The organism is Tautonia rosea (assembly GCF_012958305.1).
Lineage (GTDB): Bacteria > Planctomycetota > Planctomycetia > Isosphaerales > Isosphaeraceae > Tautonia > Tautonia rosea.
On record NZ_JABBYO010000001.1, the window covers coordinates 323,368 to 344,463 of the forward strand.

Annotated in this window: 13 protein-coding genes; 5 read left to right on the forward strand and 8 right to left on the reverse strand. The window is 62.4% G+C overall.

What is annotated here, in order from left to right; translation table 11 throughout:
* Positions 1 to 128 precede the first annotated feature (128 nt).
* Complete coding sequence (locus tag HG800_RS01280; RefSeq protein WP_169972857.1) at positions 129 to 1,928, forward strand: ATP-binding cassette domain-containing protein; 1,800 nt, start codon at positions 129 to 131, stop codon at positions 1,926 to 1,928.
* Positions 1,929 to 1,931: 3 nt separating this feature from the next.
* Here HG800_RS01280 and HG800_RS01285 read toward each other — a convergent pair whose 3' ends face one another.
* From HG800_RS01285 to HG800_RS01300, 4 genes are all read right to left on the reverse strand, one after another.
* A complete protein-coding gene (locus tag HG800_RS01285) occupies positions 1,932 to 4,097 on the reverse strand; it encodes a TolC family protein (protein WP_169972859.1) in 2,166 nt (721 codons plus the stop codon).
* 41 nt (positions 4,098 to 4,138) lie between these two features.
* Positions 4,139 to 5,887, reverse strand: a complete 1,749-nt coding sequence (locus tag HG800_RS01290) for an HlyD family secretion protein (RefSeq protein ID WP_169972861.1) — start codon at positions 5,885 to 5,887, stop codon at positions 4,139 to 4,141.
* Entirely contained in the window at positions 5,872 to 8,145 is a 2,274-nt protein-coding gene (locus tag HG800_RS01295) for a peptidase domain-containing ABC transporter (protein WP_206352075.1), read from the reverse strand. The genes HG800_RS01290 and HG800_RS01295 overlap by 16 nt, the downstream gene beginning before the upstream one ends.
* An 85-nt stretch (positions 8,146 to 8,230) precedes the next feature.
* On the reverse strand, positions 8,231 to 8,560 hold the full coding sequence (locus HG800_RS01300; RefSeq protein WP_169972863.1) for an HPF/RaiA family ribosome-associated protein: 330 nt from the start codon (positions 8,558 to 8,560) through the stop codon (positions 8,231 to 8,233).
* A 198-nt stretch (positions 8,561 to 8,758) separates the two neighbouring features.
* On the opposite strand from HG800_RS01300, the gene nhaR reads away from it, so the two are divergent.
* Complete coding sequence (gene nhaR / locus HG800_RS01305) at positions 8,759 to 9,688, forward strand: transcriptional activator NhaR (protein WP_169972865.1); 930 nt, start codon at positions 8,759 to 8,761, stop codon at positions 9,686 to 9,688.
* A gap of 79 nt (positions 9,689 to 9,767) precedes the next feature.
* On the opposite strand, the gene HG800_RS01310 is transcribed toward nhaR, so the two are convergent.
* Positions 9,768 to 11,366 carry a thioredoxin domain-containing protein gene (locus HG800_RS01310; protein ID WP_169972867.1) on the reverse strand — a complete coding sequence of 533 codons (1,599 nt, stop codon included), beginning with the start codon at positions 11,364 to 11,366 and terminating at the stop codon, positions 9,768 to 9,770.
* A 1,094-nt stretch (positions 11,367 to 12,460) separates the two neighbouring features.
* On the opposite strand from HG800_RS01310, the gene HG800_RS01315 reads away from it, so the two are divergent.
* A complete protein-coding gene (locus HG800_RS01315) occupies positions 12,461 to 13,321 on the forward strand; it encodes a hypothetical protein (protein ID WP_169972869.1) in 861 nt (286 codons plus the stop codon).
* A gap of 340 nt (positions 13,322 to 13,661) precedes the next feature.
* Here HG800_RS01315 and mgtA read toward each other — a convergent pair whose 3' ends face one another.
* Together mgtA and HG800_RS01325 are read right to left on the reverse strand one after the other, a co-directional pair.
* On the reverse strand, positions 13,662 to 16,220 hold the full coding sequence (mgtA, locus tag HG800_RS01320; RefSeq protein WP_206352076.1) for a magnesium-translocating P-type ATPase: 2,559 nt from the start codon (positions 16,218 to 16,220) through the stop codon (positions 13,662 to 13,664).
* Positions 16,221 to 16,394: 174 nt separating this feature from the next.
* A complete protein-coding gene (locus HG800_RS01325) occupies positions 16,395 to 17,387 on the reverse strand; it encodes an alpha/beta hydrolase family esterase (RefSeq protein ID WP_169972871.1) in 993 nt (330 codons plus the stop codon).
* Positions 17,388 to 17,826: 439 nt separating this feature from the next.
* Between HG800_RS01325 and HG800_RS01330 the strand changes: the two genes are divergently transcribed.
* A complete protein-coding gene (locus HG800_RS01330; RefSeq protein ID WP_169972874.1) occupies positions 17,827 to 18,600 on the forward strand; it encodes a Rad52/Rad22 family DNA repair protein in 774 nt (257 codons plus the stop codon).
* Between the two features lie 158 nt (positions 18,601 to 18,758).
* On the opposite strand, the gene HG800_RS01335 is transcribed toward HG800_RS01330, so the two are convergent.
* A complete protein-coding gene (locus HG800_RS01335) occupies positions 18,759 to 19,253 on the reverse strand; it encodes an acetolactate synthase (RefSeq protein WP_152054100.1) in 495 nt (164 codons plus the stop codon).
* Positions 19,254 to 19,714: 461 nt separating this feature from the next.
* Here HG800_RS01335 and HG800_RS01340 point away from each other — a divergent pair, with 461 nt between their 5' ends.
* The gene (locus HG800_RS01340; RefSeq protein ID WP_169972876.1) at positions 19,715 to 21,040 is read left to right on the forward strand and encodes a hypothetical protein; all 1,326 of its coding nucleotides are present in this window, start codon (positions 19,715 to 19,717) and stop codon (positions 21,038 to 21,040) included.
* Positions 21,041 to 21,096 lie beyond the last annotated feature (56 nt).

Genomic DNA, 21,096 nt, shown 5'->3' on the forward strand with positions numbered 1-21,096 from the left:
AGGGTCAGGTGGGTTGGAACGGTCGGCCGATCGATCGTCCGCCAGGCTCACCTCGAAGCAAGCCCCCCGGATCTGATACGGTGGAGTCTTCCTCGATTCCTCCTTGACTGTCCGGGTCCGAGTCCCTCATGCCCTTGCTTCAACTCCGCAACGTGGTCCTCTCCTTCGGTGGTCCTCGGCTGCTCGACGGCATCGATCTCTCCATCGAGCGGGGCGACCGCGTCTGCGTCCTCGGACGCAATGGCGAGGGGAAAAGCACCCTCTTGCGCCTGATTGCCAACGATCTGGAGGCCGAATCGGGTGAGATCATTCGGACATCGGGCCTTCGCGTTGCCCGACTCCCTCAGGAGGTTCCCCAGGGACGTACCGGAACGGTCGCCGAACTGGTGGCCGAGGGGCTCCCGGACGATGACCACGCCCTTGGCCCCCACGACCACCGAGTCCTAGCAATCCTTTCTCGGATCGGCCTCGATCCGGACGCTCCCTTCGATTCCCTCTCGTCCGGCATGAAGCGTCGGACCTTGCTCGCGTCGGCCCTCGTGGCCGACCCCGAGATCCTCCTGCTCGATGAGCCGACGAACCACCTCGACATCGAGTCGATCCGATGGCTGGAAGACTTCCTCCTCCGATGGGGTGGCACGCTTCTCTTCGTCACCCACGACCGCGCCTTGCTCGAAACCCTGGCCACCCGCATCGTTGAACTTGACCGCGGCCACATCTACGTCTTCGATTGTGATTACTCCACCTACCTGGTCCGACGCGAGGAACAACTCGCCGCCGAGGAAAAGCAGGCCGCCCTGTTCGACAAGAAGCTCGCCCAGGAAGAAACCTGGATTCGCAAGGGAATCGAGGCCCGCCGCACCCGCAACGAGGGTCGCGTCCGAGCCCTCAAGGCCATGCGAGAGGCACACCGCGCCCGCCGCAATCGCCAGGGGGTTGCCCGCATCCAGGCACAGGAGGCCGACCGCTCCGGAGCGCTTGTCATCGAGGCAAAAAACGTCTCGTTCTCCTTCGACAATCGCCCCGTCATTCAGGACCTGACCACCACGATCATGCGAGGCGACAAGGTCGGCATCATTGGCCCGAACGGCGCAGGGAAATCAACCTTGCTCCGCCTCCTGCTCGGTCAGCTCACCCCGCAATCGGGATCAATTCGCCTCGGAACGAATCTCGAAGTGTCCTACTTCGACCAGCTCAAGGCGACGCTCGACGAGGAGAAGACCGTCCAGGAAAACGTCAGCGAATATGAAACCATCACCGTCGACGGCCGCCAGCGTCATGTGCTCGGATATTTACAAGATTTTCTCTTTGCGCCCGACCGGGCCCGAACGCTTGTCAAGGTTCTCTCCGGAGGAGAACGGAGCCGCCTGCTCCTGGCCAAGCTCTTTACCCGGCCGTCGAATGTCCTGGTACTCGACGAGCCGACCAACGACCTCGATCTCGAAACCCTGGAATTACTGGAAAGCTTGCTTGTCTCGTACGCCGGCACGCTGCTTCTGGTGAGCCACGACCGGGCCTTCCTCAACAACGTCGTTTCCAGCACCCTGGCCATCGAAGCCGGGGGTCTTGTGCGCGAATATGACGGCGGTTACGACGATTTCGTCCGACAGCGGAAGGATGAATCGCCGGCCGAGGAACCTCGATCCTCTGATTCAAGCTCCTCAAAGTCCTCCGCACCTCGCTCGGTTCGTCCTCGCAAGCTCAGTTCGAAAGAGCAGCGCGAACTGGACTCCTTGCCGGGTCAGATTGAGGACCTCGAAGCGCGACTGAGCACGATCCACGAGGCGATGGCCTCTCCCGAATTCTACCGACAGGATGGCGAGCAGATCGCTGCAGCCAAGGCTCAGCTTGAGGATCTCGAACAGGACCTCGCCGCGTGCTTCGAGCGCTGGGAAGCACTCGAAGCACGACGAGCCGAGGTCTCTTGAGGCTTACGGAATCGGGTCTGGGTCGCGGAGCGCATTGGGGATCTGAGGAGGCTGACCCGGCGCCCCGGGGATGGGATCTGCCGGCAGATTGGGAGCGTCCGGCAAGTTGCTTCCGGCCGGCGGATTCAGAACACCCGGGGCATTGGGATCAACAGGATCGCCGTCGTTAGGAACGTTCATCTGATCATCGCGCAAGATGTCCGGAGGCGGGGGAATCGGGTCCGTCCCAAGTGCCGCGTCAGGGATCGACGGCGGAGCCGGAGCCGAGTCGACCTCCGGCAGGATTGTCGGCGGAGCGACCATCGCCACCTCGGGAGTCACGGCGTCGAGGCCGACGGCCGCTCGATAATCGGCCAGGGCCGAGAAGTACCGCCCTTCGGCAAGCACCCGGTTGACCTGGGCATCGAGCACCTGCTGCTGCAAAATCACAAAAAAGAGCAAGGGCGAGGCGGCCATGATCTCCAGACGAGTCCGCTCAGCCTCGGCCAGTTGTCTCGTGACGATCTCGACGTTCCGCAGGTACTGGAGCGATTCGTAGGCCGCTCGCAGGTTCGCCGCTTCTCGAAGCACGTCGTTCTGAATGGTGTCTCGCGCGAACTGCGTCCGGGCCGAGATTTGCCGCATCTCCGCCTCGGCCGATCGGATTCGACCCCGAGCCATCCGACGTTGCAAGGGAACCTCGAAGAACATGGAGGCTTCAAGGATAAACGGCCGGAAGTCTCCCTTGAGCGCCACCTGTTGATCACCGACATTCTGTTCGGTGAAAACATAGAAGTTAAGCGAGGGAAGCATCAGGTTCCGTGCCAGATCGCGGTCGATCCGAGCTTTGTCGTACTGGAGCATCAGATCGAAGACTTCGGGCCGCAGATTCAGGGCCACGGCAACATCTTGCTCGACCTGCGAGGCATCGGGCGGCTGCGCGTCGGGGAAGGCCAGCGGAATGTTTTCCGCGGCGGGAATCGACGGCAGTCCCCGCTCGTCTCGAAGATAGAAGGAAAGGACAATTGACGCCTGCTCGAAGTTGCGTCTTGCATCAACGAGTTGCTGTTGTCGGCGAATCAGCACGTTCTGGAACGCGATTACGTCGATCTGAGACACCCTGCCGATCTCGGGCCTGGCCTGTTCCATCAACGTGGCCATTTGTGTTTGCGAGATCTTCAACAGGTTTTGATTGATCGCGTACACTTGACCGGCCGAGACCCAGGTCCAGTAGGCTTTCGCCGCGTCTCGAAGCAAGCTGATTCGTTCTCGTAAGATCGTAGGCTCGACGCGTCGACGCTCGATCTCACTCTGAAAGAGCCGGGCACGTCGCGGATCGAGGCGAAGGTTTTGCAAGAGCGGTTGCTCGAACCCCGACACGAAGGCACCGCCGCCGAGCGTGTTCAAGTAGTTGTAATACGTCGGATAATCACCATACGCCAGGCGGTAGCCGGTGAACGCCTTACCGCCCGTATTCATGATCGGCTGGGTCAGGAAGAGGCTGTGAACCGCCCGGTCGTAAAAGCCGAGGGGATAGTTCCGGGAATCGGCGTTGATGGCCAGGTCGAACGCCCCCATCGACGACTGCACGGCCCCGTCCGCTCGATTGCGTCCTTCCAGGACCGCGAGGAACGGTGGATAGAGCCGCTCCGACGAGACGCGGACCTCCTGGAGCATCAGGGGAGGCCCTGGTGGTTGATTATCAATCCGAGGGGCTCCGCGAGGGATCTCTCCCGTGCCGACCTGCAACTGTTCAACCTCGGGCAGGTCGAAGGGCTCGTCGCTCGGCACGTCGGCCGGAGCTTCATCGCTCCGGCCGAATAGGCCGGGAAGCAAGAGCAGGTTCTGATCCTGCGATCCCAGCGCCGGGGGAGCCGGGGCCTGCATCCCTGGAAAGAGGCCCGGCAAGAAGGCTCCTCCGGGAGCGACCCCGGGCATGAACGGGACGAAGGTTCCTTGCTGACCAGGGCGGAACAGCGTTTCACCCATGGCCTGCGGAGGACCGCTCATCGGGTTCGAGAGCATCGTCGGCGGCAAGGGCTGGCCGAAGGGAGAAATCCCCATCGCCTGTGGGGGGCCAGGCGTCAGGTCGGGTTGAAGGGAAAAGGGAAGTTGAGTTCCCGGAGAACCCTCCGGCCCTTGAAACCCGGGATAGTCTTGCGCGATCGCGGCCGGGACGATCGTAATCATTCCGGCCGCGATTCTGACGAAGAGCCTCCGCATCCTGCGGGTCATTTCGGCCTCTTCACCTTGGGTTTGTCGTCCTTACTCCCCCCGCCGTCCTTGGCGGAAGGCTCCTGATCGGCCACAACCGGAGCAAACCCGTTGAGCCGGCGCCAGATCTCGAACCCTAGCGGGACCTCTCGCAAGAGCACCCAACCGTTGGCCCGAGCCCCCTGACGAAGATATTCACGAGACGGCCAGGGGCTTTCCACCCGTGCCAGGCCATCCCGCTCATCTTGAATCGGCTCGTCAGGGAGGAATTCGCCACTTATCCCGGTAATCGTCAGAAGTCCTTCCGTGGGATCGTCCGGATTCATCTCGATTGCGGAGACGGTTCCGGTCGTTCCGCTCTCAAGACCGGTCACGGTACTGCCGATGGAAAAGCCCTGCTCATTCAGGTCATAGACTTGAATTTGCGGGCCAGACAGATCCGGCACGGCCAGAATCCGGAACCGGCCCATCTTGGTCTCACTCGCATCGACGAGGGCCACCTTTGCCGGGAACGTACCGATCGCGACCGACGGCCATCCCATGAACTGCAAGGCCGGCCAGCCTTCGAATTGCAGCCGAACCGGATCGCCCGCGTGGACGAGCGGAACATCCCGACCCGGCAGGTAGATCTCGGCGGCCAGCCGAGGGGTATCGGGAATGATGATCGCCAGCGGGTCGCCGTCCTTGACCTGAGCTCCCGCCCCGACGTTCGTCAGAATACGCAGGACGGTCCCCGGTTGCGAGGTGAGGACCTTCGTCCCCTGTTCCTGCTGCCGGATCTTGACCAGCATCTCCTGGACTTTGTTCTCGTAATTCTGGACGTCAACCTGGGCGTTCTGAACGTCGCTCTTGGCCTTCTCGACCTCGGCTTGCGCCTTGGCTTCGACGGCCTTGGCCTTGGCCTCGTACCCTTCCAGATCGCGGGTGGCCTGCTGCAGCAGGGCATTCATCTGGTTGAGCTTCTGGCCAGTCGTCCGGAAGGTCTGCTCGGCGACGATCACCGCCTGCCCCGCCTCCAGGCCACGCTCATAAAGGGCCCGGACCTGCTCGTACTTCCACTTGTAGCCCTTCAGGTCGGTCTCGGTCTCGGCGACCTTCTGTTCGGCCTCCTTGATCTTCTCCTTGGCGCTCGCGATCGCGGCCTCGGCATCGAAAACGGACTGTTCCTTCTCGGTTACCTTCTGTTCGAGGGCCGCCTCGTACGCCTTGACCTTCTGATTCGCGAACTCAAGCTGCTGGACGGCCAGCTCTTTCTGCTGTTCCAGGGTTTCAATGTACTGCGGGTCGATGTTCTCGACCCGGGCGATGATCTGCCCCTCCTCGACCCGATCCCCTTCATTGACGTAGAACTCGACGACCCGTCCGTAAATCGGCGAGAAGACCTGGTACTCCCGGTCAAGCGGGTGAAACGCCGTCACCTGGCCGTCGCCGTAGACCGACTGCCGCCAGGGCACCCAGATCATCACAAACGGCAGGATCACGCAGACGAGAATGACCCCAAACCCCACCCGACGCGCCGTCCTCGGCGTGCCGACCTGATGCAAGGCCGGCATGCGCGAACCGGCGTCGAAGGGCCTGGCCGGGAGCCCCGGTCGAGGACGTATCGCCGGTAAACCGCACGCCGGACGGCGCATCGGGGGCCGACGGGTCGGAACCTCAGCCGGGAGCATGGTCGCTTCGGTCGGAAGTAACCCTCTGCCTGGTGATCGGGTGGCCGTCGCTCGGGTCGCGCCGGCCTTCTCCTCGGGCCTTAGTTCAGACGACATAGCTGCGTCTCCTTCAACCAGTCTTCGAGGTCCCGACGCTGACCGCCGGCCATCTCAAGGGTGTGTTCTACGTGTCCGTCCGCGAGAATAACCGCCCGATCGCAGTTCGAAACCACTTCCTGTCCGTGCGAGACAATGAGAAGCGTCCACGGAGCATTGCGGTCGAAGAGCGTTTCCACCACCTTACGGCGGGCATCCAGATCGATGCCATCCAGTCCCTCGTCGATCATCAGGAGCCTGGGGTCGCCGGCAATGGCTCGGGCGAGCATCACCCGGCGTGCCTGGCCCAGCGACAAAGGTGCTCCGTTGCTCGACAGAATCGTGTGCAATCCGTCAGGAAGGTCCATCACTTCTTCGAGCAGCCGAACCGCGTCGAGCGCCCGTCGGACGTCAGTAAGCGAAAGCCAGAGCCGTCCGACCCGGACGTTCTCGAGGACCGTATCCTCGATGATTTCCAGCCCCTTGACCATCGCCACCTCGGCCCTCAGCGATTCGAGCCGAAGATCTCGGGTGTTCGTCCCGTCCAGCTCGATTGCACCGTGCGTCGGTGCCCGGAGGCCGTAGATCAGATCGAGCAAGGTGCTCTTGCCCGATCCGCTCGGCCCGATGATCGCCAGCCGCTCGCCCGGCTTGACCTCCAGGTCCAGATTGTGGAGGACTGCGTGGTGGTCCTGATACGCATAGGAGAGATGGCGCAAGACCAGATGGGCCCCCTCTTCCGGGACCTCTCGCTGCGATTCGCCATCATGACGCTCCAGAGGCAGGTCAACCAGAACCCCCAGCTTGTCCATCGCCGCCATCATGTCGTACCAGGCTTCCAGGTGCTTGCCTAGCTTGCTGAACGAGAGCAAGACGGTGGCGATGATCAGCTCCGCCGCCACAAGTTGCCCCAGGGTCAATTGCTGCTGGATGACAAGATAACCACCTAGGCCGAGCAAGGCCGAGCTGGCGATCGCCTGAAGAGCGAGCGCGAATATGACCTGACGCATGACGATCGCGAAGTGTCGACGGCGAGCCGAAAGGTAGCGTCGGGTAGCCGCATCCGCCCGGTCCATGGCGAAGTCTGCGCCACCATCCACCTTGAATGCCAAGGGAGCACGGGCAATCTCCTCCAGGCCCCCTTCCACATCGTATTTGGCCACCGATTCCTGAATGCTCGTCCGAATCGCCCCCCGGCCGAGCAGGAACACCATTCCCGTCATCGAGATCAGCAGGATCAGGTCGAACCCAAGCAGGAACGGATGATAGAAGGCAAGGACGATCAGACCGATCCCCGCCCCCAGAACGACCGAGATGCCGTCGAGCATCAGCAGGGCCGCCACCTTCTGCACCGTCAGCACGTCGAAGAACCGATTGACCAGCTCCGGGCCGTGATTGCGATCGTAAGCATCGATTCGGACCCGAGGCAGTCGATAGGCCAGATCGGCTGTCACCCGGGCAAAGATCCGGCGCTGCATGATCTCGACCATGTAGGTCTGCAAGGCCCGGAGCATCGCCGCCAGTCCGAGGCAGGCCAGCAAGATCAGGGTCAGAGCGATGAGTTGCTGCAGGAGAAGATTCAGTGCCACGGTCGTAACGACCGCCTCGACAGCCAGTGGGGTCGCGAGCGAGAGGATGCCGACTCCCACGGCATAAGCGACGATCACCCATAAATCCCGCTTCGATTCAATCCGCAACAGGCCGATCAAGCGTCGAAGCGGTGAGATGTCGTGCCCATGCCCATGCCCGCCCCCATGCCCATGCCCGCCTCCGTGGCCGTGTCCGCCTCCGTGCCCGTGCTCATACATCTCATCGGCATCGGGATCACGCATAGGGTGGCACGGGGCAAGCGGCATTGCGATCACCCACGAGATGACGGTGTTCGGGTCGCTGAGCCCGAGGCGATGAGCGAGTTCCTTCTCGGAAATCGTCTCGCCCGTCCCGCCACGCTCGAGCGCGGCCAACCGCCCTTTCTTTCCCTTGTGCCCGACGAGAATCACCCAACTCCCTAGCTCACCATTTTGGCCCGGAGCGAAGGTCACAACAGGCATGTCGGGACGAGCCGTGGAAATGGCATCCCGAATCGTCCACTGGGAGGGGGTGACTCGAAGTCCAAAATGCTTGCCCATCATCGAGAGGCGAGACATCCATGCCTGATCCGATGGGCCCGGAAATTCCCGCTCAGACTGGTAAAACAGCTGCCGGCCCAGGACCGGGTCATACTCCAGACCGGCCGCCTTGGTACAGGCGTCGAGAACATCGTCGGTGGCCCAGCTCATCCTCGCCTCCCGATCCGGTGTGCGTTCGAGACGGCCGACCTGGGGTCGACGGCCTTCGTCCTCAGTTGCGATCGACGATGATCGGTCATGTCTTGGTGACTCCGAGTCCTTCACGGACCTCCTGCTGACGCTCGACTTCCCGGACCAAGGCACGCCCGGCTCGTTCGATCGCCCGAGACACCGCCTCGAAGGGCTCGTCTCCGCTATCCTCCACCTTGACCAGCCCGTCAGGCAACGACAGCGTCACCCCGCATCGAATCCCCGGCACCGCCGAATCCGCTGCGTCGGAAAGCCGTACGGTCACCCGATCGACCTTCGGTCCAAAGCGACCCATCGCCGAACCCACTCGTCGTTCCACGTGCGAACGCAACGCCGGGTCGATCGCAATGCCAATGCCTTGCACCATCACTCTCATGGCGCCTCTCATGACGCTCGTGGTCTTGAAGTCTGTGACAACGCGAATTGTCCCACATCGTATTATTGTGGAACTCCGTGATTCGAACGACAAGAGAAACTTTCGTGCACGACTCATCGAAATTTTCGATGAATCATCAATCGGTTTACTCGAAGAGTCCCCTTTGATTCATCGCCTTGATCGTTTAATCTCAGTTCGATGGAAACACTCAACTACCACCACTTGTTCTACTTCTGGATGGTCGCTCGCGAGGGAAGCATCGCCGCCGCCTGCGAGCAGCTTGACGTCTCTCAACCGACGGTCAGCGCCCAGATCCGAGCGCTTGAGCGTTCGCTTGAACTTCGCCTCTTCGTCCGGGAAGGTCGGGGCCTGGCCCTCACCGACGCCGGTCGCGTGGCGTATCGCTATGCCGACGAAATCTTCTCGCTCGGTCGAGAGCTGCGCGACACCATCTCCGGCCGACCGGCCGGCCACCCCTTGCGGCTCGCCGTCGGCGTGATCGACGCCATGACGAAACTTGTCGTCGCGCGGCTGCTCGAACCGGCGCTTCGCCTGACAGAGCCGGTGCGGATCATCTGTTCCGAAGGCTCGGTCGAGGAGCTGCTCGGCGACCTGGCTCGCCACCGCCTCGACGTCGTCCTCTCCGACGTTCCCCTGGCAGCAGGCGCCGCGGTTCGAGCCTACAATCACCAGCTTGGTGAGAGTGAGGTGGCCATCTTCGGCCCCCCCGCCCTGGTGGAAACGTTGACCGGGGAATTCCCCCGATCGATCGACGGCGCTCCCATGCTCTTACCGGCCGAGCACACGGCCGTGCGCCGATCCCTCGATCACTGGTTCGAGTCGGAGAATCTCCGCCCTCGCATCGTCGGTGAGTTCGAGGACAGTGCCCTGATGAAGGTCTTCGGCCATTCCGGCTTCGGGCTCTTTCCCGCACCGGCGATCATTACGAACGAGGTCTGCAATCAGTACGGTGTTCGGCTCGTCGGTCAGATTGAAGCGGTTCGCGAGCAGTTCTACGCAATCTCCATCGACCGCCGTCTGAAACATCCGGCTGTCGTGGCGATCTCCGAGGCCGCTCGCCGGCAGTTCTTTTCCACGCCTTCGGCCGATCAAGCCCGTGCGGAATGAACCGCAACGGACGTTGATCGGCCAATCAGAGTGAACGCTCGCCATCGAGACGGAATCGGACAAGCCGAGGCGACTGAGGTCATCCCCCTCGACTGCCGATCGTCGACCAGCCGTTCCGAGAGGAAGCTCGACGCGTTTCGGTCCCCGATCCTGACGGATTCGACCCTTCCAGGCCGTTCGAAACGGGTCGGTTAGCTTGTCGAGCCGTCCCGACACTTCCCGAGGCCACCTGCTCGCGAGACGAGCCTCCCGGATGAACCGGAGTCCACGCGGATCGGCCCGGACGCTCGGCACGCCCCGTCGCGAGTTCGGGAGTCACCCCGGTGCGCGGTCGGGCCTCCTGAGCTGGCTCCAGTGAGTTTTCCGGCAACTCAATCCCAAGAAATTCGGGACGCGGCACAACGATCGGGTCAACATTCAACATCCGATCGTTGCGTCCCGGATTCCGGCTGGCGATCGTTTCGTCGTCCGGCCCGTTTTGGAGACGGTACGTGTACTCCTGTTGCGGATCCCGCCGCGTGCCCGACGAATTCGAATTCGCGTTGTCGGCCAGGTAGAGCTGCGGTCCGCGAGGTGCACGGTATTCGTACAGATGAGACATGTTGTTGCGGTCGAGAATCGCATAAATCGAATTCGGCGACGCGTACAACCCTCGGCCGACCGAAGGATCGAAGGCGAAGTTGCAAACTCCGGCCACATAACCATCCTCAGTGAACAGCCCGCCGCCCGATCGCCCTTGCTTCGGCGAATGCTGGCACTCGATCGCCTCGTAATTCCGTTTTCCCGGCACCTGATACCGAGAAGTCGGCGCGAAGATGACCGTGTTCCAGGCCGTTGCGTCCTCACCGTGAGAGCAACCGACCGTGTACATGCTCATCCGAGCCTTCGCCTGCCAGTGTTGCGGCACGACGCGGGCCGACGGCACGACCGAACCCGGACGAATCCGAACCAGGGCCACATCGCGATCGAAATCGTAGTCGATTACTTCTCCCGGCATCGGTTTGCCCAGCGGTCGAACGGTCTGACCTCCCGGACCACCGAGCTTTCCGTCGAACAACTCGACAAGCACCGGCAGATTGAACTGCTCGGGCCTCGGCTGACGACCCTTGACCGTAAAAATGTGAGCACAGGTGAGGATAATCGACTCCTCCGGCGTGCTCTCGATAATCGTTCCCGAGCCAAACCCAAGCGATCCACGGTCCTTGACCGTGATTCGGACCACCGTCGCCCACGGATCAGGGTTCGATTGTGGAACACCCGCCGACGCATTCGACACATTCCGAACGGGCGGATTGGTTTGATCTCGAACCGGAGTCGGACGCGCGGCATCACGATAAAGGTGGGCAAGTTCTCGGGTTTCGACCAGGCCTTCGCGTCGCGACAGTTCGCGACCCTCGGCATCTACGATCACAAACGTCGGAACGCCTTCAATCCCGTACCGCTCGACCAGTTCGGGGTGCTCATCGACGTCAATCGATTGAACGGGATAACGATTCTGAACCAGCGATTCGACCCGAGGGCGCATCTGCTTGCAGGGCGGGCACCACTCGGCGTGGAAATCGAGAATCACCGGACCTCGAGCACCCTGAACCGCTCCGCCGGCCGCGGCGGGGGACGAAGGGCCGGGGCCGGGAACGATCGCAAGCACCAAGGTCAGCAGCAAGGGGGCGGTGGTCATGCCGCGAGGACTCCTTCTTCCCGGGCAGCAATCCACCTCCATCGAATCGGGAGCGATGCAAGTCCGCCTACAAAGACTGACAGGATCGAACCGAGTCGAACGGGCAGATCGGCCGCGATTGTTCCCTCGCCGTCGGGCAAGTGACCCGACGCGGGGGGCACCGACCTGAGGGGCCGGCGCCGGGAAACCACCGAGTACGAGGACGTGAGACGAGAGGCGATCGCATCCACAACCCGAATCCACGCGTCGATCCGCGTCCGGGCCACTCGGGCTCGGAGGATCGACCGGGGATCGGGTTCGACCACGGCTAGGGCCGCGGTGCGATGCGCCGAGGAAAGAGGGGAATGTTCGAGAGGGGGTGCGGCATGCCGGATGGAAGATCCGGCCCTTCCTTGGACGAGCCCCAGGTCACTGACCCCGCAGCCCAACCTCATGTCGGGCTTCGGCGCCGCCGGTTCAGAACCTCTGCGCGCTCGATCACTCCGTGAATGCCCTGCGAAGGACAGCCGAGCGAAGTGTCGAGAAACTCGCGAGGGCTCATTCACGGCTGGCGGGCCTCTTTCTACTCGGAGCGGGCACGAAGGACCAGATCAGTTATCGGCCCAGGCGTCGGCTTTCTGGATGATTTCTCGAAAAAGATTCCCTGCCTCATCGCCGGTTATGCGGTTCTTGCCGTCGTTGCCGAACGTGTCGGAACCAAATTGCCTCGACGGTCGTCTGAACGGTGTGGCCGGTTTGCCGCCGCGCGGTTGGTCGGGTAGAGTTGGCTCAGTCCGGCTGGTCGGACGGCGATCGCGGCACTTTCGGCCCGACTCGCGTTCAGGATTGTTCCGTGCCTCTTGCGTTGTGGTTGATCGCGGAAGCTGTCTCCTCTGAGCGACTTGCGAGACGTTGACCTCGGCGCTAGAATGCATGGCATGATTTGTTGCACCGTGTCGATCCGGCTCCGGATCGCTCGCCGCTCCGGTCGAGTTCACCTCCACCCACTCCACGGTCTAGCCCCCTTCCTACGCCCCGCCGCGATGCTCTTCGAGGCGCGACGTCCGAGGCCCGGGCGGCCGACCGTCTGACTCCGATCGCAACGGGATGGGACCATGACGTTCGTCGGGAAAATCCTCGTTATCGTGATCCTGGCCTTCGCCCTGTTCTTCCTCGCGTTGTCGACGGTGGTCTTCACCGCCTCGACGAACTGGCGGGAAGCTCACGAGGCAGTGACCAAGAAGCGAACTGAACTTCAGCAACAACTCACCACCGCCCAGAATGACCTGGCGGCCCAGAAAACCTCGCTTGAGAAGGAAATCGCTGACCGAGAGGCTCGGGTCACCTCGCTGCAAGCGCAAAACACGTCGCTGAGCAATCAGATCGATGGCTTGCAGACCGACATCACCAGCCTCCGCACTCAGGTTGAGGAGGCTCAGCGGACCACTCAGACTCAGGTGCAACTCGCTCAGGCCACCACGGCCGAAGCCCAGCAGCTTCGCGAGCAGTTCCAGGCCGCACAGAAGGTGGCCAACGACTACGCGGCCCGCCAAACCGAGCTCGACGAGCAGATCTTCCTGCTCGAACGTCAACTCGGCACGGCCGCGCAGAACAATGAAGACCTGCGTAATGCGCTAGCCGATTACCAGAACTACCTGGAATCGCGCGGTCTTCCCTCCGATCCCGAGCAGGTCCGCCTGGCCGCTCAGGGCACGCTGGTCTCCCCCGATATCGAGGGCCGGGTGCTTCGCGTGGCCAACGACTATCTTGAGATTTCGATCGGATCGGACGACGGGGTGAAGACGGGGCAGGAATACTTTGTGTTCCGGACCGGCGACTCTCCCCAGTACATCGGAAAGATTCGGATCACGCTGACCGAGGCCGACAAGGCCGTCGGCCGCCTGGTCTTCTCCAACTTGGGCCGCAAGGTGACGGAGGGTGACAGTGTCGCAGGCAAGATCCAGCCGCGGAGCTAAGGCGGGAGGTCGGTCTCGGAGCGCTTCCCGCTCTCAGGCCGTCGCCACTCCCCGAGGCGGACGAGGGGTTTACGTCCAGCAGGCTCGGAGCGACATCTTCGTTGTTCTGCTCGGCGTGGCCCTTGGTTCCTTGATCATCGGGTGCCTTTTCCTGGCCTTGAAACTCAACCAATTCGAATTCAGCGTCAGCGGTCCTGGCGGATTCTAAGCTCCACCACTGTTCCGTTTGACGTCGCTGGATAGCTCAACAAGGCCAGTTCCCTCCGACAGTCGAGGGAACTGGCCTTGTTGCTTTGGTCCACCCAGACGCCCCACCCTCCCTCCAGAACAATCCAGGAGTCTAGGCGATGTGATGACTACGGAAATACCTCCTCTTCACTGCCTCCGTCGCCAGGATGTATCCCAGAACAATCGCGGCGACCGAGCCCATCAGGGATGCCGGCAAGGGGACGAAACCAAACACCGTATTCAGTCCGCTGACGTACGGAACACAGACCGTCGCGAGACCGACCAACACCGTCGACCAAAGCATCACGCGGCAAGGGCGGGATTGAACCAGGGGCCTGTGGGTCCGCAGCACGAGGAGGACCGCGAGTTCGCTCAGCAACGAGATCAGAAACCACGACGTCTGGAAGGTCGCTTCACCCACGTGGAATATGCTCAGCAGGACGGCGAACGTCAGCAAGTCAAAGGCTGAGCTGATCAGACCAAAGATGATCATAAATCGCTGAATCTCGCGCACGCTCCAACGTTGCGGACGCTCCAACAGTTCCCGGTCGACGTTGTCGCTCGCGATTGTGATGGACGGCACATCAGAGAGAAAATTGTTGAGCAGGATCTGCTTCGCGGCGAGCGGAAGGAACGGCAACAGCGGCGACGCGAACGCCATGCTCACCATGTTGCCGAAGTTGGCGCTGGTCGTGATCGAGATGTACTTCATCGTGTTGGCGAACGTTCGCCGACCGTCCTCGACACCCTCTCGAAGCACATCCAGGTCCCGGTTGAGCAAGATGATGTCGGCACTCTCGCGAGCCACATCGACGGCCCCCTCCACCGAGATCCCGACGTCGGCGGCGTGCAGCGATGGGGCATCGTTGATGCCGTCGCCGAGGTAGCCCACGGAATGACCTGCTCGCTGAAGGGCGCGAACGATCCGTTCCTTCTGCTGCGGGTCGATCTCGGCGAACAGATCCGTGCGCGGCGCGAGATGCCAGAGTGCCTCGTCTCTGAGCCGTTCGAGATCCGCTCCAGTGAGCATCGAAGCCGGATTGAGGCCGATCTCTCCGGCCAGATGCGCTGTCACATAACGATTGTCGCCGCTGATGATCTTCACGCCGATGCCGAGCCGGGCGAGCGCCTGCAGTGTCTTCTGAACGTCTTCTTTCGGAGGATCGGAGAAGATCAGGAACCCGCGGAACGTCATGTCCCGCTCGTCCTCTCGGTCGTGGTGTTCCTTCGCTGTCACCTGGCGAGTGGCGAGTGCGAGGACCCGATCGCCCTCGGCCCCCTTGGCACGGTAGACCGCCTCCAGCGCTTCGCGACGCTCGGCATCAAGCGGAACGTCGATTCCGTCGAGGTCCATCGCCGCACAGACGTCAAGCACGTTCGCGAACGCCCCCTTGGTGATCAGGCAGTGTCGCTCCGGATCGTCTCCCGCTTCCACGACGATCGTGAGTCTGCGACGAAGGAAATCGTAGGGAATCTCGTCGATCTTTCGGATTCCCTCGGTGGACAGCCCAGCCTCCGCTCCGGCTGCAACGAGGGCCGCGTCGATCGGGTTTTCGATTCCGGTTTCAAAGGCCGAATTCAGGAAGGCGAGCCGACGAACCTCGACCGAAGGGCGGCTTGCGCAATCCAAGACCTCTCGAAGCACGATCGTTCCTTCGGTCAGCGTCCCCGTCTTGTCGGTACACAGGATGTCCATGCTGCCGAAGTTCTCAATCGACTCCAGACGGCGAACGATGACCCCTCGTTTGCTCATGGCCCGAGCTCCGGCGGAGAGCGTCACGCCAAGAATCGCTGGAAGCAACTCCGGAGAAAGCCCAACCGCAAGCGCCACTGCGAACAGGAGCGACTCGATGACCGGGCGGCCGAGCATCAAATTGGTCGTCAGCACGAAGAGCACGATGACAATCATCACGCGCAGGAGGAGGTAGCCGAAGTGGCGTATCCCCCGCTCGAAATCGGTCTCGGGCTGATGGGCCCGGAGCCGTTCTGCGACGGTTCCGAACTCGGTCCTGCGCCCGGTCCTGACGGCGAGCACCTTCGCCGTCCCACTGCGAACCGAGGTTCCCAGGAACACCGAGTTGCTCCGTGCTGCGATCGTCGCGTCCTCTCGAACGATCCCCGGTCGCTTCTCCACCGGGAACGATTCGCCCGTCATGCTCGCTTCACTGACCAGGAAGTCCTCGGCCTCGATGACGATTCCGTCCGCCGGAATCAGATTCCCGGCAGACAACTCGATCAGATCGCCCGGGACGATCGTACTGACGGGCAAGTTGCGAGCGACGCCATCCCTCACCACTCGGGCCGTCAACGCCAGCCTCCGCTCCAACGCTTGCACCGCCGCCGAGGCCCGATATTCCTGGAAAAAGCTGAGAAGCGCACTCCCCAGCACGATCGTCAAGATGATCGCTGCGTCCGTCCATTCCCGAAGCGTCAAGGAGAGCCCTGCCGCGAATGCCAGAATGAGGACGAGCGGACTCTCAAACTGGCGAAGCAAGAGCCGGAGCGGACTCAGGCGACTCGCTTCTTCGATCGTATTGACGCCCACTTCGGCGAGCCGAGCCGCAGCCCGATCCGAGGGTAGCCCCCCCGGCCCCGACCCCAGGGTCTCGGCGAGTACGGAAGCCTCCTGACTCCAGTACGGAGCGTCACCGCCCATCCGGCTCGTGTGCATGTCCCTGTGATGTCCAGCTCACGAATCAGCGAGGTCCCTCGAACTGAGGTGAACCGTACCACCTTCGTACAAAAAAAGGCAGGTGCCTGGCACCTGCCTTTCGCGAATCGATTCCCAAGCGCCCGACCCATTTCAAGCACGATCTCTCAGACCTTCGGGCGTCTCGACCTCATCTCACTGCGTAATCCGTTTCGGAGGGCAGCGTTCGAAGAACGACAGAATGGCCTCACTTCCGTCGAAGTCCTGGCTGGTCTTCCCTACCATTTCCACGTGATAATTCGACGGCTTCCCCGGCCAGTTGTGGCCGGCACCTTCGATTCGATAAATCTCGACGAGAACACCATCGTGACCCGACGGGTAGGAATAGACCCGGGTTGTGGTGCCATCATCTTCCGGGCGATCCGGCAAGGTCTCGACCGAAGGCTCGCCGGAAATGCCGTTGGCCTGAAGATAGGCCGCGATCGTCTCGTCGGCCGGGGCAACCCGGCCTCGGTCCTGCGGAAGCAAGCCCGCAATCGGACCTCCGGTGACGGGCATCAAGGGATCGTCCTCGCCAATGATCGCCATCAACGACACCGGATGCGTCGGAGCAAAGCGCTCGGCCACCACGTCCGTCATCGCTCCCGAAACCGGCGCAACCCCCGCCATCACGTCCGAGGCGTCGGCCGCCAGGCGATGGCAGAACATTGCCCCGCTGGAAATGCCGGTCGCGAACACGCGAGACACATCAATCAATCCGTCGGCACCCAGTTCCTCGACGATCGATCGAACCATCGCCACGTCGTCAAAGCGACGATCCATTTCCGGATTCAGGCCATCGCGAGCGGTGAACGAGGCGAAACCCCGGCTCCGAACAATCGGAGCGCCGGAGTCATAGTTCCAGTTCTTCCCCTCGCCTTTCGGATAAATCACCACGAAACCGCGATCCTCGGCCAGTGGGTCCAGTTTCGCGTAGTTTTGAATGGTGTCCGGAGTTCCCCCTTCGCCGTGAAAAACGAACAGAGCCGGAGCGGGACGCGACCACTCCGAGGGAACGTACAACCGGAACGCACGCTCCTCTTCACCGACTGCCACCACCCGATCTACCGCCGAACCGGGCTCGAACCCCTTCGGCGCGTCTGACCCCAACGGTGCCAGCATCACGGAAGCAACCAACGTCCAGATCAAGGTTCGATTCCTCTTATGCGGGTCAATCTCGGTTGTGTCTTCGGGCGATGCCCCATGATCACCCCTCTTGCTTTAGCATCGCTCGAAACTTGAGCCTTTGTTGTCGGCGAATCGCAACCGATTTCCGATCCTCTCGTTACATTCACACTTTTCGCGCCAATCCGATCCTTCAGAGTCCGTTTCCGTTTCGCAATACTGAACCTATTGACACCATATCCCGAAATTGGTATCGTTTGTACACCTGGACGCGATGCGAGGCGGTTTCGCCCGATCGGTCCGGCAGCCGGATGAAGGTCTGGGGCGTTCGCTTGCTCTGGAGTCCGGCGATGCACCCGGTGGTTCTTCTCAGCGAGGGCGGCGTTCGGTCTGTTGTTCTTGGGGGTCCGACGTGATGATCCCAAAGGCCCGATCGTCCGATCCTCCGGGGGGCGAGACATCCATGACTCAGTATCCTGACCTGTTCGCGGCCCTCGCCGCGCCTTTTGCGTCGCACGAAGTGAAGGTTCGCCCCCAGGCGGGCCGTCAGCTCCATTACATCACCGCTCGAACGGCCATGAACCGCCTCGACAGTGTGCTGGGGCCAGAAAACTGGTGGGATTCCTATCAACCCTCCGAGCATTCGGTGCTGTGCACCCTGACGATCCGGCTTCCGGATGGCTCGACCCTCTCCAAGTCCGACGCCGGCGGCTACGCCGGGATGTCTGACCAGGGAGACGACGATAAGAGCGGCTACAGCGACGCCTTCAAGCGAGCCGCCGTGAAGTTCGGCGTCGCCCGCTACCTCTACCGCGACGGCGTCCCCGAGTTCGTTCGAGAGCGGGTGGCTGCCTCGGCCCCTGCCGTTGCCGTGGCGTCGGCCGATGCCTCCTCTCCTGCTGTTTCAGAAACTCAGGAATCGGCGCCCGCTCCTCGATCGGATCGCGGCGAGCGTGAGCGATCGACGCGATCCGAGACCAATGGTTCCAGCGGCATCGTCGGCACTCCTCCTCGGAGCGGCCGAGCCCTGTTCGCCTGGGTCAAGGATCAGGAGCAACGACACGAGGTCGGCCTGCTCCCTTATCTGAACAAATGGGGCAAGCTCCAGGATTATCCCGGCCGCATGGTCGACTGGGATTCCGAGCAGGTGGCCAACGCCTATCAGGAGGCCATCCGAAAAATTCAGGCGAGCGTGCCCGACCGTAATGAGGCCCTTGAGGAGGCGCTGGCGAATTGATGGTTCGGATGAGTTCGAGTCGATGGCGAGTGCGACGCCAGCCGACCACGCCATCGACTCGCCGAACCGTCAGAGCCCCTCAAAGGCCGTCCTCGCCCCCTCGGCTGCTTCATGGCGGCCGTGGGGGCGTTTTTGGGTCCGCAACAGACCTTGTCCGGTCAGGTGCGGAGATCAGCTTCACAGATGACCTCGAACCCGGTATCTCGCAGGATCTGCCCGGCCAGCTCCACGTTGTCGATATGCATTGCCACCGCGGCTCGACCGTGGGGGTGGACGATCAAGGGGTAGGCGTAGTGGATATTCACCTCCCCTTGAAGCAAGGCGGTGCAGATATCCCCCAGCGTCCTTGAGCCGGCGGTCAGCTCTGCCACAAGCAACTCGTTCTCGGCAAACGGCAGCTCGGATTTCTGCAGAATCTCTCGCCCTTGCTCGCTATGACTGAGCATGATCCGAACGATGCAGCAATCGGCCGAGTCCGCGATCGAAAGCCCGGCGATTCGGACCTTCGTGCCGGTGAACGATCGGACCAGTTCTAGCAATTGACCGACCCGATTCTCCAGGAAAACGGAGAATTGCGTAATCGTCGGCCACGAGTAGCCTTCCAGGGTCTCAAACCCCAGACCGCTCTCGCCTCCTCCTTCGCCCAGACTCATGGCGTCTCCCTGCTCATCCCTGGAGCCGATGCGACGCAGCCGATCCCTTGAGAGAGAAGATCCCGGAGCGGCTCGGGCTCGATTCCGAATCGATGTGACTCACCCTAACCAGTGGTTACTCCAAATGTTAATGACCGATCCGTTCTCGGTCAATCATCCTCCCTCTCCCCCACCTTCGGAAACCTCGGACTCCCCCTTCCTGGGCATCTTGGGGATTTGGGGAAAGACAGGCCCCTCTCGCTGCCGATGGGAAGATGACACAAGCAGATTGAATCTCCCGGGAGCGTCAGGCGTCCCTGGAGGTTACGGGGCTCTGCGCCGGTTGGCCCGGCGCCGCCAGTGGTGATCGGAGCCTCCGTTTTTTTCACGTCACCGCACCGCACGCCCCGGGGCGATCCGGACTCGACCGGCTCGCACTCCTGAAGGTCGGGCGGCCCGCTCCCCTCCGAGAGGTGGTATTCATGTACTGGCGACTGCGTGACCTGGTCCGGGCCGGGGCGGCCGCGGGCCTGCTCTTCGCGATGGCCGGCCCGATGCTCCGGGCCCAGGAGCCGACCGAGCCCCTGCCTGGCGCCTCGATGCTGGGCGAGACCATCGACATCCTTCGCGCTCAGCGTACCGGGGCCCTCGAGGTCGAGGCCCGAGGCGCTGGAAATGATCGCGTCGAACTTCGCCTCCGCAATACTTCCAGCCGACGGCTTCATGTCGTGTTGCCGCCTGGCCTGGTCGCTTCGGCCGCCTCGGGCCAGTTCCAGAGCATGGGCCTTGGCACCCCGAGCAATCAGCCAGAAGCCTTCGGCCGCTTCGACTCCCTGGCCCCGGCCAATCTTCCTGGCTTCCGGTCGATCGCCGTCTCCAGCTCCTCTGTCGGCGAGGCGGTCACGGTTCCTCCCGGCCAGGATGTCTCAGTCGCCTTGCCGGCGGTCTGCCTCAATTACGGCCTACCCGATCCGAAGCCTTCGAACCGCTTCGAGCTGATGGACGTGGCCGAGTATTCCCCGAACCCTCGCGTGCAAAAGGCCCTGCGATCCCTGGCGACCCTCGGCACGGGCCGTCGAGTGGCCCAGGTCGTCATGTGGCACGCCTGCAACGGCCTCTCCGTTCCCCAGGTTGCCCGCCTCGCCCCGAAGGTGGCCAACAAGTGGGAACTCGCCCTAGCTGACCGCTTCATCGAAGCCCTCGACGCCTCCACCTCCGGCGATCTCGTCGATCCAGCTTACCTGACTGCCAATCGCGTCTTCGTCCGCGTTCAGGGTGAAGGCGACCTGGCCGACGACGCTGCCCGGCTCTCCGAATCCCTCAATGGTTCGACCCTCTTCGGTCTTCCTGTTCAGACCGTTCGGGGCTCCGAGAACCCCGTCGCTTCCGGCCCTGCCCTCTCGTTGATCGTCACTCTCGTCGCCTCGTCCGACAGCCAGACGACCGGCCGGGTGGCTGTTCATGGCCTCGGCCGTGATCAGGATTGGGTCCACGGCGGATCGGCCAAGCTTGCCCTCGACGTCCCCTCGACCTCGCTCGACGGTGCGATCCTTGTCTCCGCCGTCGATCGGGCCGTCTCCAGCCAGTTCATCAAGGTCCGCCGCGTCGGCTCGACCGACGGAGCTACCCGCATCCGGGTCGAGAACGGCTTGCCCCTGACCGTCGCCTCCTTGATCCTCGACGCTTCCCCCGAGGGCGGCGCCTTCGTCCCCTTCGAGGCCGTCGGCATCAGCCCGCTCCGCTCCCTCGAACTGACCGTCCCCGCCGCCGGGGCCCGCATCGAGTCGCTCGAATTCAACGGCCTTTGATCGACGCCGTTGAACCTTCGGAACATCGCGTCAGCGGGATGCCAGGGGAAACCCCC